Below are 15,300 nucleotides of genomic sequence, written 5' to 3' on the forward strand. Positions count from 1 at the left end.
GTACCGATTCGTCCCCAAGATGACCGGATCGGCCCAACCGCTTGCCCCGACCGGTGGTCTCGCCCCTCAACCTGCCGTTCGGGTGGGCAGACGTCGACGCAAGTTCGCAAACCCGGTCACTTGATTTGCGCTCAAGCGGCACAGGATGTCGGATTGCTCAGCCAGGTTTCCAGCAGTCCATGATTTCTTGCGGTCCCCATATGAGGTCGACGTCGTCGGTGGTGATGTCGGCTCCGGACGAGGACACGACGGCCAGGCCGGAGCGGCCTGGTTCGTAGCCGGGGATGTGGTTGGCGGAGTGGCGGAGCGTTTCGAGGTCGTGGCGGTCGACGGCGCTGCCGGTCCACTTGATCGACCCGGCGAAGTCGATGCGGTTGGCGACGGGGGAGCGGTCGGCTCCGACGAGGTCGATCTCGGGGTTGTGCTGTCGGTTCCACCAGCCGCCCACCGCGGCGCTGTCGGGCCAGGGCAGTTCGCCGGCCTGACCGGCGAGTTCCAGTGCTTCACGGATGAGTGGTTCGACGGCGCGTCCGCGCCAGCTGGTCCATTGGCGTTGCAGGATGCGTGCGCCGATGTGGGGGCGGCCTCGGCGGGCTTGTTCCTGGACGGCGCGTCCGATGGGCAGGTAGAAGCGCAGGTTGCTGTCGGCGATCCGGTAGAGCGCCGGTTTGCCGGGTTTGGTGGAGAGCGGGTGGTCCACCGCCAGGACCCGTTTCTCCTCGGTCAGTCGGCGCAGCAGCGGCGACAACGTGCCGGAGGGGATCTGTGCTTGGCCGTTGCCGGCGGTGGCGGCGATGTTGGCGTGGGTGCGGTTGTCGCCGCCGATCGATTCCACGACGCGGTGGGCCTGGTCGGGTGAGGGGAACTCGGCCAGCAGGGAGGACTCAGGCACGCCGAACAGCGGGGCGGCTGGGTCGTCGCATTCCCGGCGCAGGAAGTCGGCGGCCGGCATGGCGTGAGGCCAGGTGCGGATGATGCCGGGCAGTCCGCCGGTGACGAGGTGGGCGTCGATGGCGTCCGCCGCGGCCAGGCCGAGGGCGTGGCCGGTCTCGGCGGGGTTGAGCGGTCCGAGCACGAGGTTGTCGGCGCGGCCGTAGAAGGGGCGGTCGTAGGCGGTGAGGCGTTCCATCATGTGCAGGTCGCTGCCCAGCAGCACCAGCAACACCGGGTGCCGCGACCACATGCGGTCCCAGGCGGTCTGCAACGCGCCGTCGAAGACGTCGTCCTGTTCCGCCAGCCACGGCAACTCGTCGAGCACCACGACCGCCGGGGCGTCCGGCAGCGTCGCGCCCAGGACGCGGAACGCGTCGGGCCATCCGCCGGTGACCCCGGTGGGCGGACCGACCTGGCCGGCGGCCAGGGACGAGTCGGCGAGTTCGGCGAGGAAGGCGGTGGTCGATTCGATCGAGGACGCGCCCTTGGTGGCGGCGAAGTAGAAGTAGGGGACGTCGGCCCGGTCGCAGAACTCCTGGACCAGCCGGGACTTGCCCACCTGCCGTCGCCCGCGGATGGCGATCGCGGCCCCCTCCCGTGAGGTGACCACCCGCTCGAGGCGCTTGCGCAAGAGGCGCAGCTCGGCCTGTCTGCCTACGAAACCCGACATGGACATTACTGTAGATGGGATCTACATAGATTGCATCTACACAGATAACGAGGGCGATGGGACCTGATGCTCCGTCCCCTCGCTTCTCGTGGAGCGCCGACTGCCTGCGGGGATCAGGAGTCAGCGCTGCGGTCCGGCCCTGTGCGGATGACAGTTTCGGTAAGCACAAGGTCCACTCCTCGAGATCAGGTGTCGAGGCCACCGCAGGATGGTTCCCGGTGTCACCAACCGGTGCTCGTGCAGCCGTCACGACCGTGGCCTGGAGGTCCGGCGTGCGCGATCGTCGCAGCTTGGCATCCCGGCGCAGAGTTCTGGCACCCCACAGGCACTCGCTGACAGCAGGGACGTCGTCGGGGCCCACCGAACTGGTAGGTGAAGTTGACACTGTCATATTGACAGTGTCAGTTACAGTCGTGTCGTGAGCGATGAGGAGCTGTGGACGATCGGGCAGCTGCCGGACCGGGTCGCCGCGCTGCTCGCCGACGATTACGGGGGCCAGCGGAGCGGCCGGGTGCGGGAGTTGCCGAACGGGCGCGCCATCCGGTGGTACACGACCATCGGGTTGGTGGATCGGCCGGTGGCGTACCGGGGACGAGCCGCGCTGTACGGGCGGCGGCACCTGCTGCAGGTGGTCGCGGTCAAGAGGTTGCAGGCGGCGGGGCACACGCTGGCGGAGATCCAGGCGGTGGTGGTGGGCGCGGACGACGGCAGGCTCGCCGAGCTGGCCGGGGTGACCCGGCAGGTCGAGCCGGTTGGACGAGCCGAACCTGCGGGACGGTCGGACGACGGTGCCGCGGCGTCCCGCAGCGGGGCCTTCTGGCGGGACCGGCCCGCGTCGTCGCCGCCCGCGCCACCCGCCGTGACGCCGCCGGCCGCTCCCGCACCGGTGACCTCCGCGGCCCCGGCCGCCGGCGTCACCCGGGTCGTGCCCGGTCTGCGCCTGGGACCCGGCGTCACCCTCGTGCTCCACGCCGCCGACCGCGTCCCCGACGCGGCCGAACTCGCCGCCATCGAAACCGCCGCGGCGCCCCTGCTCGACCTGCTCGCCCGCACGGGTCTGGCCCCGACCACTGGAGAGGACAACGGATGAGCACCCGCATCGCAGTCGTGGGAGACGTCGGGGCCACCCGGCCCACCGAGGACGACGGCCTGGGCTGCCTGCGCACCGAGCGCGGCAACCTCCCGCTGGAAGCCGTCGACGTCCACGCGACCATCACCGGGCTGGCCTCGCGCACCACCATCACGCAGACCTTCCACAACCCGCACCCCGACCCCCTCGAAGCGACCTACGTCTTCCCGCTGCCCGCCCGTGCCGCGGTGACCGCGCTGCGCGTGGAGGCCGACGGCCGCGTGGTGGAGGGCATGCTCAAGGAACGCGCGGCCGCGCGGGCCGACTACGACCAGGCCGTCTCCGACGGCAAGCGCGCCGCCATCGCCGAGGAGGAGCGGCCGGGCGTGTTCACCACGCGCGTCGGCAACATCGTGCCCGGCGAGCGGATCACCGTGCGCCTCACGATCGTGGGCGTGCTCGCCTACGAGGACGACACCGCCGAGTACCGCCTGCCGCTGGTCGTCGCACCCCGCTACGTCCCCGGCGCCCCGCTGCCCGGCGACCAGGTCGGCGACGGCGTGGCCCGCGACACCGACGCGGTGCCCGACGCCTCCCGCATCAGCCCTCCGGTGCTGCTGCCCGGTTTCCCGAACCCGGTCCGCCTGTCCCTGGTGGTGGACGTCGACCTGGCCGGCCTGCCACCCGCCGAACCCTCGGCCAGCCTGCACGCCACCGTCACCGAGGAGACCGCCGGCGGGTTCCGCGTGCGGGTCGAGCCGGGCGCGCGCGTGGACCGCGACTTCCTGCTGCGCCTGCGCTTCGCCGACTCCGACGTGGTCCGCACGTCGCTGGCCGTGCGCCCGGACGAGGACGGCGAGGGCGGCACGTTCGCGCTGACCGTGCTGCCCCCGGCGGCCGGCGGCCGGCTGCCGAGCCGGGACGTGGTGCTGGTGCTGGACCGGTCGGGATCGATGCACGGCTGGAAGGTGGTCGCGGCGCGCCGGGCCGCGAGCCGCGTGGTCGACTCGCTGCGCGCGGACGACCGGTTCGCCGTGCTGGCGTTCGACGACCGGCTGGACAGCCCGGACGAGCTGCCCGCCGGCCTGGTCGCGGCCACCGACCGCAACCGCTACCGCGCGGTGGAGTTCCTGGCCGGCCTGGAGGCCCGGGGCGGCACCGAGATGCTGAACCCCCTCCAGCGCGCGGCCGGTCTGCTCGGCGCGGAGGGCGATCGGGAACGCGTGCTGGTGCTGGTGACCGACGGCCAGGTGGGCGACGAGGACCGGTTGCTGCGCGAGGTCGCCACGAGCCTGGCGGGCGTGCGGGTGCACACCGTCGGCATCGACCGCGCGGTCAACGCGGCGTTCCTGCAACGACTCGCGGGCTCGACCGGCCGCTGCGAGCTGGTCGAGTCGGAGGACCGGCTGGACGAGGCCATGCGTGCCATCCACCACCGCATCGGCGCGCCCGTGCTGACCGGCCTGGCGGTGCGGGCCGACGGCCTGGCCGTGGAGGAGGGGTCGCTGGCCCCCGCGCCGCTGCCCGACTTGTTCCCCGGCGTCCCGGTCGTGGTCACCGGCAGGTACGCGGGCGAGCCGTCGGGCGCGGTGGAGGTCACCGGCTCGGGTGGGTGGCGGCAGCGGGTGGTGGCGGTGGCGAGCGACAACGCCGGGCTGGCCGCGCTGTGGGCCAGGGCTCGGGTGCGCGACCTGGAGGACCGCTACGTCGTGGGCGCGGGCGACCTCGACGCCCTGGAGCGGCAGGTCGTGAGAACATCGCTGGAGCACGGCGTGCTGTCCCGGTTCACCGCGTTCGTCGCGGTGGACGAACGGGTCGTCAACGAGGGCGGTCGGGTGCGGCGGGTGACGCAGCCGGTCGAACTGCCCGACGGCTGGTCATCCGTCCCCGCGTTCGCCGGCGGAGGCGGCTACGGCGCGGCTCCGGCCGGGATGCCGGTGGCGAGGGCGCCGATGGCGGCCATGCCGTTCGTCCCCGCCCCGGCCCCGGCGGCACCCCGCGCGCGGAAGGCGCGGGCCCGTGCCGGTCTCGAAGCGGCCGTGGCGAGCAGCGCGGACCTGGCCGCACCCGGGCCCGTCGCACCCGCGCCGCCCGTCCCCGCGCCGCCCGTCCCCGCGCCGCCCGTCCCCGCGCCGGCGGAGTTCGCCGCGGACGCGTTGACCGGGCTGCGCGAAGCGCGAGAGCCGGCTGCGGCCCTGCTCGAACGCCTGCACCAGGCCATCGGCCGCCACCTCCCGTCGTGGCGGGCTGCGGGCGCGCCCGCCGAGGCGCTGCGGACGCTGTCGGACCTGGCCGCGGAACTCGCCGTGCCCACCACCGACCCCACCGAGGTCGACCGCCGCCTGCGGCACGCGATCGCGACGCTGGAGACCCTGGCCGAAGCCCCGTCAGGCCGATCCCGGCCGGCCGAGCCCCGCCGGCGCAAGCCGTTCTGGAAGCGGTGACCTCCCGTTCCCGGGGCGGAGCCCGCCTCCCGCCCCGGGAACGGTCCGCCGCAGACGACGACGCTGCGTGTTGTCGCGGCGCGGTACCGACCCGTCATCGCGGTCAGGCGCCCGCGGGCATCGGCCGCGAAAGTCGCGCCGCAGGTCGGGGACACCAGCCGATCACCCGAACCGGCGAGCGCCCCTCGTCCAAGTGCGGCAGTACAGCTACCGGGCCTTCACCGACGCCTGCCAGAACGCCAAGGTGGCCGTGCCCGTGGGCGCGGTCGGAGCTGCTCCCGGTCGGCGCGCTCCTTCGCCACGCCCTATGGACTGCGGCCATGGCGGCACTGAGAATGGGGCGCATGCCACCGCCGACGCCCGACCTCGTGGTGCACGACGAAGCGTCGTGGCACCACCTCGCCGTCCACTCGGGTGATCACGCCCTCCCGTCCTCCCGGGCCGGATCGGTCACGCGCCTCGCCGCCTTCCGCGACCGGGTGGGGTGAGAACCGTGACCGTCGTGGCGGACCCGGGGCAGCACCGCCGGCAGCGGGTGCGGCTGACACCGCAGCGCACGATCCAGGTACCCGTCACCGGCTCGCGGGAGGCCGAGGGACCGCTCACCCTCGGTCAAATCAACATCGCGCAGTGGCTGAGCCAGGTCCCCGGCCACTTCTACTCGGTGCTCTGCGTCGAGCTCCCGGTGCCGGCCGTCGCCTCGGTGGACGACGTGGTCGAGACCATCGCCGTGCTGGGCGCGCGGCACGAGGCGCTGCGCACCTCCTACGACCTCGGCGAGGTGAAGCGGCAGCTGGTCGCGGCGTCCGGCACGCTCCCGCTCGAGGTCTGCGTGCTCGGTCAGGGCCGGTGGGGTCCGCGCGACCGCACGTCGGTGGCCGGGACGCTCCTCCGCCTGCTGCGCGACAACCCCGACCCGGATCGGCCGGCGATGCGGGTCGTGGTCGCGGTCTCTCCCGACGAGGACGGCAGGGTCATCGCGTGCGCGGGCGCGTTCTCGCACATGGCGGTCGACCACGGCGCGATCGAGGTCCTGCGGCGCGAGTTCGCCGAACTGGTCGGCGACCCCTCCCGCCGGCACGTCGGCACACCCCGCCACCAGCCACTGGACCAGGCGCGACTGGAGGCGACCCCCGCCGAGCGGCACCGGGCGCGGGCGGCGCAGGTCTACCTCCAGCGCCAGACCTCGAAGATCCCCCGCCTGCTCTACCACATGCCCGACACCAGCCCCGGCGGCGATCCGCTGGCCGTGGAGCTGTCCTCACCGGCCGCCGCCGCGGCGGTGCGTCGGGTGGCGGCCCGCACCCGCGCCAGCCGGCCGAGCGTCGTGCTGGCCGCGATCTGCGCTGTGCTGGCCCACCGCACCGGCGACGAGGAGATCGTGCTGCCCCTGATGTCGGGCAACCGCTTCGACCGCCACCTGCTCGACTACGTCGGCTCGCTGGCCCAGGGCACGATCGCCTCCGTCGGCGTCGCCGGGCGCGACTTCGACGCGCTGGTCACGCACACGTGGACCACGGTCCTGGAGGCCAGCAGGCACGCCCGGTACGACGCGGCCGAACGAGCCCGGCTGGACGAGCGGATAGCCCACGAACGCGGCCTGCTGTTCCGCTACGAACCGCTGTTCAACAACCTCGCCCCCGAGCCCGGTCCCGGTACCTCGCCCGGCGCTTTGCCCGGCACCGACGAACTCCGGGCCGCACTCGCCCACACCGAGCTGCGCTGGCGTCCGGTGCAGCGCAACGCGAAACCGGTCCGCTTCAACCTCAACCAACTCGACGAGCGGCTGGTGCTCGACCTGTGGGTCGAGGACGACGGCGTGGTCCCGCGTCAGGAAGCGGAGTCACTGCTGCTGGCGTTCGAACGCGTCCTGGTGGCCGCGGCGCACGAAGACCTGACCACCGCGCGGATGCACGACCTCATCGGGTTGCCGACGGCCGAGCGCTCGGCGAACTGGCTGCTGCTCGACTCGTGCCGGGTCGACCTGCGCCAGGTCCAGTCCCTCTTGGACGACGCCCTGGCCCCGGCCGTCACCCGGGTCTTCGCCGAAGCCGACGGTCACCCCTTGGTGGCCTACGTGACCATCACGGACGACGTCAGCACTCCTGAACAGGCCCACGCCCGCTGCATGGCCGCACTTCCCGACCACCCGGCGGTCCTCACCCCACGCCACTACGTCCTGTGCCCCACCGCCCCGACCGACCCGGCGGACCTCGCCTCCTGGCCCGCCCCCCGCCACACCGGCACGGGACGCACACCCGCGCCGATTGTCGAGCTCTGAACGCCGGGCTCGGGTGGCCGCAGGCGATCGCGGAGGTCAACTGCCCGGGTCCGCCGATCCCGCTCGTTGTCACCTGCGGGTCGGCCGAGTGCCGGGAGCTGGAGGCGGCTGCGATCGGGCTGACGCGCGGCGGAGAAGGCCAGCAGAGCCGGTGTGATCCCCTCGTCCGGCCGGACGTTCGTAGCCACTCCTCAAGGGACCGTGTACGACGTCCCCAAGAACTGGGTGGGAGCCCCGGCGACGAACGGCAAGGGCATCATCGACCAACGCCCGGGAGCGACAGCGAACGCTGACATGCGCTCAGCCGGTCGACGTCAACGGCAAACCGGGGTCGAAGGCCGACACGCACATCCCGTCGAGTACCAAGGATGACTGGCCGTCATGGCCCCAGTAATCGCAGGTTTGGTTCGGGCAGGCGATGCTTGGCGCCTGCCCTTGGCGGGGCTGCCCGTCGCGCAGTGCCGCGTCGACTACGCGGTGACCTTCAGCTTCGACGCCCCGGACGGGATCTACGACCTGCGGATCTCGGAGGACTTCGCCTTCGTGCCGGCCGAGGGCGTCGAGGTCGTGTTGAGCCCGGAGACCGACCCGACGGGGTTGGGTCCGGTGCTCGCCTGCACGCGCACGTCGGTCGTGGAGGCACTCGCTTTCGATGACGGGCACCTGACGATGTCCTTCGCCGACGGCAGCAGGCTCATGGTCGACAGCTCGCAGGAGTACGAGCCGTGGATGCTGTCAGGCCCGGCCAAACTGCTGGTCGTGTCCACTCCGGGCGGTGCCCTGGCGTTGTGGTCCGAGGAGACGACCTGAGGTTCGTTGACGTCGAGCAGGCACGTCACGACAGGTGTGGGTGTCAATAGTCGGCCACGTGGTGTTGGGGCTGCTGCGGGGTCGTGCTCGTTGATCAAGTCACTGAGGACCGTTCGACGGCCCATCGAGGGGTGCTGCGGTGGTGTCAGGAGTTGGCCCGCCAACGAAGTGCGGCAGCTTAACCAGGTAAGTCGGGGTGCACGTCCGCGTACGCGGCCGTCAGCAGTGGGTGGGGGCGAACAGCCAGGCAGGCCACTCGTCGGGCTATGCCCAGGCCCGCCGCGAATCCGGTTCCGGATCTGGTCGCCGTATGAATCGGTTGTCGCGGACCTCATCGGGAGGCTTCGGCGCGCAGTTCGTCGTCGATGGTGCGGAGCACTTTCCGGTCGGTGCAACCGCGCTCGTCGGTGATCTGTGCAGCGCTGCGTTGAGAGTTCCGCTTCTGTGGTAACCGAGGGGGCCTGTGCCGACGGGCTACCCGAGCGCGACGGAGGCGACGTGGGAGCGACCGGTTCGGGGCCCGTCACTCTGGGGACGGGACTTGGCGGCGTGACGTGGTGCGATGAGGTCCCAGTGCCATCACAACACCGTCTTCGGACGTACCGGTGGCCGGAGCCGATGAAGCGTGGCAGCCGGAAGCCGGTGTAGCAGGGTCGCGGCGAACTCTCGGTCGTCGTGCATGGGCCGCAGCGCCAGGATCTCCGTGCCAAGGGTCCCGGTTGGTCGCGGGGCAGCGGGCGCAGTAGCGCGAACGCGTTGGTCGCCCTCAGATAAGCCGGCCGGAGCAGCACGACCGACCACGGCCGGGCGCAAGGACCCGCACGGCGGTGAGCCCCGATCACGGGATGGGGAACCCGACCCGTGAACACGTGAGCCATAGATGATCACGAGACCCTCAAGCCCATCACGGCCTGCGCCACCGCGCCACCGGAAAGTGGTCCAGAGCCGATCTTGAGAGTTGTCGAGCGGCACGCGGTTTGTCGATGCCGGTCTTTCCAACCGCCTTGTCTTGAGGTTGTCCTGCGTCAGGCCGGATATCGCCGACGGACATTGGCGGAAGTCCTGCGTGATCTGATCTTGTAATCAGGATCATGACATCGAACGCGCGCCCTGGTGATCGTCCTTGGGTGTGGTGGGACAACGGGAGGGGCTGCGGTCGGGCCGCACTTTAGCGGACGGACATGATGTCCCGGGTTCTACGATCGAAGGTCCGGGTAGGCATGTTGTCCGCTCGATTGGGTGATCATTCGTGGATGTCACCCGGTCTTCCGCGTTCAGACTCCACTATCGGGTGTATCGGTCTTCGCTCAAGTTCACGTCGGTCGTTGTCGTCCCTGCTAGAGTCGATTGCTCGTCGGATGGGTGGATCCTCATGACGTCTACGCGCAACATGTCGGTGTCGGTCGAGTTGTGGAGGAGTCGGTGATCCGCATCCGCTTCCCACGCGGGGTTCCGGCGGGACTCTCCGAACTCCTCTCGGCCCGGGGAGTCCAGGTCACGACGAATCCTCGGTTCATCGCTGTCGAGCGCGAGAAGAATGGACCTGAGCAGTTCGCCCTGGTCGAGGAGCGGATAAGGCCTGTTTTCGAGGACCGGTGGCGCCCGGGTTCCCATGCGCCATTCCAGTTGGTGTCGATCGAGACCAGTTCCGGTTGTAACCACACCTGTTCCTTCTGCCCGGTGGCCAAGAACGTCGACTCGCGTCCACCTGGAATGATGGGCATTGATCTCTTGCGCAAGATCGCAGAGGACCTCGCGTCGTCAGGCTTATCGGGCCGGATAGCGTTATTCGGGAATAACGAACCGTTCCTGGACCCGCGGCTCCCGCAGATCGTCCGCTTGTTCCGTCAGGCCTGTCCCCGGAGTGACCTCAGAATACTGTCCAACGGTACGCTCGGCACTGTTTCGCGGGTGCTCGAACTGTTCGAAGCGGGCCTCGACACGCTCACGATAAACAACTACACCGACGGTCGCCACCTCACGGCGACCACCCGTCGGTTGCTTCGATCCGCCGACGCCCTGCTGCCTCACGACCTCCGTGTCAGCGTGCGCGATCGAACGGAAGTGCTCACCATGCGAGCCGGCCTGGCACCCAACAAGCCTGCGCCGTCCTCCACTCCCCGAGGGTTCTGTGCGCTGCCCTTCACGGATCTGTTCGTCAGTTACACCGGAGTGGTCAACCTGTGCTCCTTCGACGCTTACGGATCCGTGGCGATAGGCGACGTGACCCATCAGTCAATCCGCGAGATCTGGCAGTCGCCGAATTTTGAACAATACCGGGACAGTCTCCTCCGGGGTGAACGACGCGGTCTGAAGCCGTGTCAGAACTGTGACTACGACGGGTTCCGTTCGCCCGACCTCCTCGATCCGTCGCCACTCACCCGCAGTAATCCCGACACCGAAAGCAGAACATGACTGACGCTCTGATTGTCAACGAGACGGCCGAATTCGTGCGCAACGAGCTGTTCGCCGAATCATCGGGCCATGATTGGTGGCACGCACACCGGGTGCGGGAGCTCGCCCTTGCCCTTGGCCGGAAGGAAGGGGCCGATCTCCACATCACCGAGCTGGCCGCCCTGTTGCACGACATCTCCGACTACAAGCTCAACGGAGGCGACCACGAGAAGGGGCCGCAGATCGCTTTCGAGTGGTTGGTCAGCATCGGGGAAGACCAGGTCCGAGCCGCCGCGGTGTCGGAGATCATCGCCACTATCTCGTTCAAGGGGGCGGGCACGCCCACCCCGATGAGCACGATCGAGGGAAAAGTCGTCCAGGACGCCGATCGCCTCGACGCACTGGGCGCCATCGGCATCGGGCGGACGTTCGCGTATGGCGGATACGTGGGTCAGATGATGCACGACCCCGACCTGCAACCCCGGTTCCACGCGACCCACGAAGACTACCTGAACCGCAAGGGGACGGTGATCAACCACTTCTCCGAGAAGCTTCTCCTGCTCAAGGAGAGGATGAACACCAAGACCGCCCGTGTCGTCGCCGACCGCCGGCACCTGGTGCTGGAGCGGTTCCTGCACGAGTTCTTCCTCGAGTGGGACGCGGGTGATGTCGGAGAGGTGTGACGCAGGACGGCGCTCGGCGAGGGGCGGGCCGCCGCAGGGCAGGGGAAGGGTCGTGATCGATGTCGATTGTGCCGTCCGACTCCACGGACAACGTCGAGTCCCGAAACATAGCCACCTCGGCCGGTCAGTTGATCCAGGTCGGCGTCATCCACGGCGGCGTGAGCATCCACGGCTCGGCGGACCTGCCCGCTGCGGCGGTCCGCACCCTGCCCGGCGACATCGCCTCCTTCACCGGGCGCCACGCGGAATTCGAACGAGTTCTCTCGGACGCCTTCGGAAGTGCGGTCCCGGGCAAGGTCGTCAAAATCATCGTGATCGATGGTATGGCAGGTGTGGGCAAGACGGCTTTCGCCGTGCACGTCGCCCACCAGTTGGCCCCTCGTTTCCCGGACGGACAGATCTTCCTTCGCCTGTACGGTCACACCCCCGGGCATCAACCGGCGGATCCGTCGGACGCGCTCTACACCCTGCTGATCACGATGGGTGTGGCCCCGCACAAGATCCCACCCGGCCTCGACGCCCGCGCAGCGCTGTGGCGGGATCGGTCCGCGCACACAAGGCTGTTGTTGCTGTTCGACGACGCCACGGGGAGCGCCCAGATCAGGCCGCTCCTCCCGGGTGGGGCGGGCAACCTGGTGCTGTTGACCAGTCGCCGTCGACTCAGCCTCCTGTACGACGCAATGCCCATCACTCTCGGGCTGCTGGACTCCGACGAAGCCGAAACGCTCTTCCTGCAACTCGCCGGTCTCGACGCCCGGGACGACAGCGTCGCCGGCATAGTGCGGTCGTGCGGGTACCTGCCCTTGGCGATCAGCCTGATGGCCGGATACCTGAAACACCATCAGGCGTGGACGCCGAGGCACCTGCTGGACGAGTTGGACGCCGTCACCGGAGGGCTGGAGGCGATGTACGCCGAAGATGATTCGGTCGCCACCGCCTTCGACCTGTCCTACCGGGAACTGGCCACCGACCAGCGACGGATGTTCCGACGGCTCGGCCTGCACCCGGGCGGCGACTTCGACGTCCACGCCGCCGCTGCCCTCGGTGATCTCGACACAGCGGCGACCCGGCGGATCCTGGACTCGCTGTTCTCCTGTCACCTGGTCGAGGAGGTCACCCGTGGAAGGTACTCGTTCCACGACCTCATCCGGGCGCACGCACGGAGCCTGGTCCAAGCCGAGGAGCCCGAGGGCCGCAAGGACGCCATCTGCAGGCTCCTGCGCTACTACCTGGCCACCGCGGACGCCGCCGACCGCCACCTGGCACGACGTTCGCGCAACCGGGACCGTGACACCGGTCGGCTGCCGACACCGTTACGACGGTTCACCAGCCGAAGCGAAGCGGTCGACTGGATGACTGCCGAGCGGTTGAACCTGCAGGTCATGGCAGACCACGTCGCCGGTCACGGGCTGCCCGGTGACACCGTCAGCCTCGTGGCCACGATGCACGGATTCCTGCGGGTGCACGGATACTGGGACCAGGACATCGTGCTGCAGAATCTGGCCATCACCGAAGCACGCAAGATCGGCGACCGCGCCGGCGAGGCCAACGCCCTGCACCGCTTGGGCGAGGTGCAACGACTGATGGGGCAGTTCCAGGCTTCGGTGGCCAGCCTCCACGGAGCGCTGGACCTGTTCCACGGTCTCGCCGACACGCTCGGCGAAGCCGACGTGCTCACCGACTTGGGCTTCGTGCAGCGTCGCACGGGTGAGTACCCGGCTTCGGCGGTGAGCCTGAAGCGAGCCCTGGAGCTGTACCGCGAACTGGGGGACGAGCACGGCGAAGCCAGTGCGCTGAACTACCTGGGCGACGTGCAACGACTGACCGGTGACTACCGCGCGGCCATGGCAGGCCAAGCACAGGCCTTGGCCTTGTTCCGCGCTCTGGGCGACCGGATCGGCGAGGCCAACGTCCTCACCTCACAAGGCGAAGCTCTGCGCGTACTGGGCGACTACGAAGCGGCATCGACGATCCTGAACAAGGCGTTGACCCTGTTCTGCGACCTGGGCAACCGCCACGGCGAGGCCAACGCGCTGAACTACCTCGGCGACGTGCAACGCCTCCTCGGCGACCACCCCGCCGCCATGACCAGCCAGACACGGGCGCTGGCGCTGTACCGGGAACTCGGCAACCGCCACGGCGAGGCCAACGCGCTGAACTACCTGGGTGAGGTGCAGCGCCTCATCGGGGAACACGAAGCCGCCGCGGCCTGCCAAGCCCAGTCGCTGCGATTGCACCGCGAGTCGAGCAACCGCCACGGCCAAACCCGGACGCTGATCAGCCTGGGTGAACTGGCACTGGACAGCGGGGACCCGGCAGGGGCGCGAGAGCGCTTCCAGGAAAGTCTCGGCATCGCCCACGCCATTGCCGCCCAGCACGAGGAAGCCGAGTCCTGGGCGGGCTTGGGTCGCTGCGCGAGCGACACCACGTCGGCGGCCGCGGCGCTGCGCCAGGCGCTCGACATCTACCGTCGCATCTCCTCACCTCGAGCACAGGCGCTGGCGGAAGAGCTCTCAGGCTCGTGATCAGCCGTTGAGGGCTCGGTGGGGTCGGCGGTGGTCGTAGTGGGCCGTGTAGCGGTCCGGCACTGTCCGCGGGGTGGTGGACCTGCCTGTGCGGCACTACTGGGAGGGTGTTGGGTTGGCCAGGTGTTCCAGCACGGTGACGGCTGTGCCGGGGCCGTCTTCCGTTGCCACGCGGGTGGCCAGGGCGCGGGCTGAGGGGGTGCGGGACAGGGTGGTGCGCAGGGCGTCGGTGAGGACGTCGGCGGTTGTGCGGGTTCGGGTGGGGGTGGTGGTGCCGACTCCCAGTTCGGTGACGCGGCGGCCCCAGAAGAACTGGTCGGCGAAGAACGGCACGACGACCGATGGGATGCCGGCCAGCACGGCGGCGGCCGTGGTGCCGGCGCCGCCGTGGTGGACGGCGGCGGCGCAGCGCGGGAACAGGGCGCGGTGCGGGACGTCGTCGACGACCAGCACGTCGTCGTCGGTGTCGGCGTGGCGCAGACCGCTCCAGCCCGACAGCAGCACGGCTCGCCTGCCGACCCGGCGGGCGGCGGTGAGCAGCAGGTCGGCGGCGGCCGCGGGGTCCGGATCGGGCATGCTGCCGAAACCCAGGTACACCGGGGGTTCGCCGGCGTCGAGGAAGTCGGTCAGGGCGGGCGGCAGGGTGCTGTCGGTGTCGGTGAACCAGTAGCCGGTGACGTGGTCGGTCGGCGTCCAGTCCCGCGGGGGCGGGACCAGGGAGGGGCTGAAGCCGTACAGGCGGGGCGCCCGGCGTCGCGGCGGCGGGGTGCGGCGGGGCAGCGGCGGGAGGCCGAGGTCGGCGCGCTGGTCGTCCAGCAGGGGGCGGAAAGCGCGCCACAGCAGGGCTTCGGAGAACCGCCAGGTGGCGTGGTTGAGGACGGCGGGCACCGGCCGGGGCAGGGCCGTCATCGGGAACGCCCTGGTCGGCGTGTTCGGGGACAGGTGGGCGGCGGCGACGGGCACGTCCAGGTGCTCGGCAACGGTCGGGCCGAACGCCACCAGCGTGGAGTAGACGATGACGTCGGCGTCGCGGCACGCGTCGACCGCCGCCGTCAGCGACCTGCGCAGCTCCGGGCCGACCACCTCGCGCAGCCTCCGAACCAGCGTGACCGGGTTGCGGGCGGCGAGCAGCGCCTGCCCCTGCGGTCCGGCGAGGGTGGCCTTGGGGTCGCCGGGCAACTCGGCGAAGTCGAGCCCGGCGGCGCGCACGACGGGCTCGAACTCGCGGTGCGTCACCAGCCGCACCCCGTGCCCCTCCGCGCGCAGCCGTCCGCCCAGGGCGAGGAACGGCTCGACGTCACCTCTCGACCCGGCGGTCAGCACCGACACCCGCATCCCCGGCCCCTTCCCCTGCACGACAAGACCGCAAAGGTAGCGCCGGGGCGGTTCGGGCCTGGTGGGCCCATGATCATCCGCCACCTGGCCGTCCGCGTTACCCCTGACGCGCCACCGGTCGCGGCCATCCGGTCCAAATACGTCGTGTGGGCGTAG

10 protein-coding genes are annotated in these 15,300 nt (G+C 70.4%); 8 read left to right on the plus strand and 2 right to left on the minus strand.

Going from position 1 to position 15,300, the window contains the following annotated elements; all coding sequences use genetic code 11:
- Window positions 1–157: 157 nt before the first annotated feature.
- On the minus strand, window positions 158–1,603 hold the full coding sequence (locus IOD16_RS06670; protein WP_201439310.1) for an ATP-binding protein: 1,446 nt from the start codon (window positions 1,601–1,603) through the stop codon (window positions 158–160).
- A gap of 418 nt (window positions 1,604–2,021) precedes the next feature.
- On the opposite strand from IOD16_RS06670, the gene IOD16_RS06675 reads away from it, so the two are divergent.
- The 8 genes from IOD16_RS06675 (at window position 2,022) to IOD16_RS06710 (ending at window position 13,809) form a co-directional block, all read left to right on the plus strand.
- On the plus strand, window positions 2,022–2,693 hold the full coding sequence (locus tag IOD16_RS06675; RefSeq protein ID WP_236594789.1) for a helix-turn-helix domain-containing protein: 672 nt from the start codon (window positions 2,022–2,024) through the stop codon (window positions 2,691–2,693).
- The gene (locus IOD16_RS06680; RefSeq protein WP_201439311.1) at window positions 2,690–5,116 is read left to right on the plus strand and encodes a VIT domain-containing protein; all 2,427 of its coding nucleotides are present in this window, start codon (window positions 2,690–2,692) and stop codon (window positions 5,114–5,116) included. The genes IOD16_RS06675 and IOD16_RS06680 overlap by 4 nt, the downstream gene beginning before the upstream one ends.
- Before the next feature lie 344 nt (window positions 5,117–5,460).
- Window positions 5,461–5,604, plus strand: coding sequence for a hypothetical protein (locus IOD16_RS06685; protein WP_201439312.1), 144 nt, complete (start codon window positions 5,461–5,463; stop codon window positions 5,602–5,604).
- A gap of 5 nt (window positions 5,605–5,609) precedes the next feature.
- Window positions 5,610–7,397 (plus strand): hypothetical protein, encoded by a 1,788-nt coding sequence (locus IOD16_RS06690; protein ID WP_201439313.1) that lies wholly within the window; start codon window positions 5,610–5,612, stop codon window positions 7,395–7,397.
- A gap of 435 nt (window positions 7,398–7,832) precedes the next feature.
- Window positions 7,833–8,207 (plus strand): DUF6188 family protein, encoded by a 375-nt coding sequence (locus tag IOD16_RS06695; RefSeq protein ID WP_201439314.1) that lies wholly within the window; start codon window positions 7,833–7,835, stop codon window positions 8,205–8,207.
- A gap of 1,422 nt (window positions 8,208–9,629) precedes the next feature.
- Entirely contained in the window at window positions 9,630–10,622 is a 993-nt protein-coding gene (locus IOD16_RS06700) for a radical SAM/SPASM domain-containing protein (protein WP_201439315.1), read from the plus strand.
- Entirely contained in the window at window positions 10,619–11,284 is a 666-nt protein-coding gene (locus IOD16_RS06705; RefSeq protein WP_201439316.1) for an HD domain-containing protein, read from the plus strand. The genes IOD16_RS06700 and IOD16_RS06705 overlap by 4 nt, the downstream gene beginning before the upstream one ends.
- A 59-nt stretch (window positions 11,285–11,343) precedes the next feature.
- On the plus strand, window positions 11,344–13,809 hold the full coding sequence (locus tag IOD16_RS06710) for an ATP-binding protein (RefSeq protein WP_201439317.1): 2,466 nt from the start codon (window positions 11,344–11,346) through the stop codon (window positions 13,807–13,809).
- Between the two features lie 96 nt (window positions 13,810–13,905).
- Here IOD16_RS06710 and IOD16_RS06715 read toward each other — a convergent pair whose 3' ends face one another.
- Window positions 13,906–15,144, minus strand: coding sequence for a glycosyltransferase (locus tag IOD16_RS06715; RefSeq protein ID WP_201439318.1), 1,239 nt, complete (start codon window positions 15,142–15,144; stop codon window positions 13,906–13,908).
- Window positions 15,145–15,300: the final 156 nt, after the last annotated feature.

Source organism: Saccharothrix sp. 6-C, from assembly GCF_016695385.1.
GTDB lineage: Bacteria > Actinomycetota > Actinomycetes > Mycobacteriales > Pseudonocardiaceae > Actinosynnema > Actinosynnema texasense.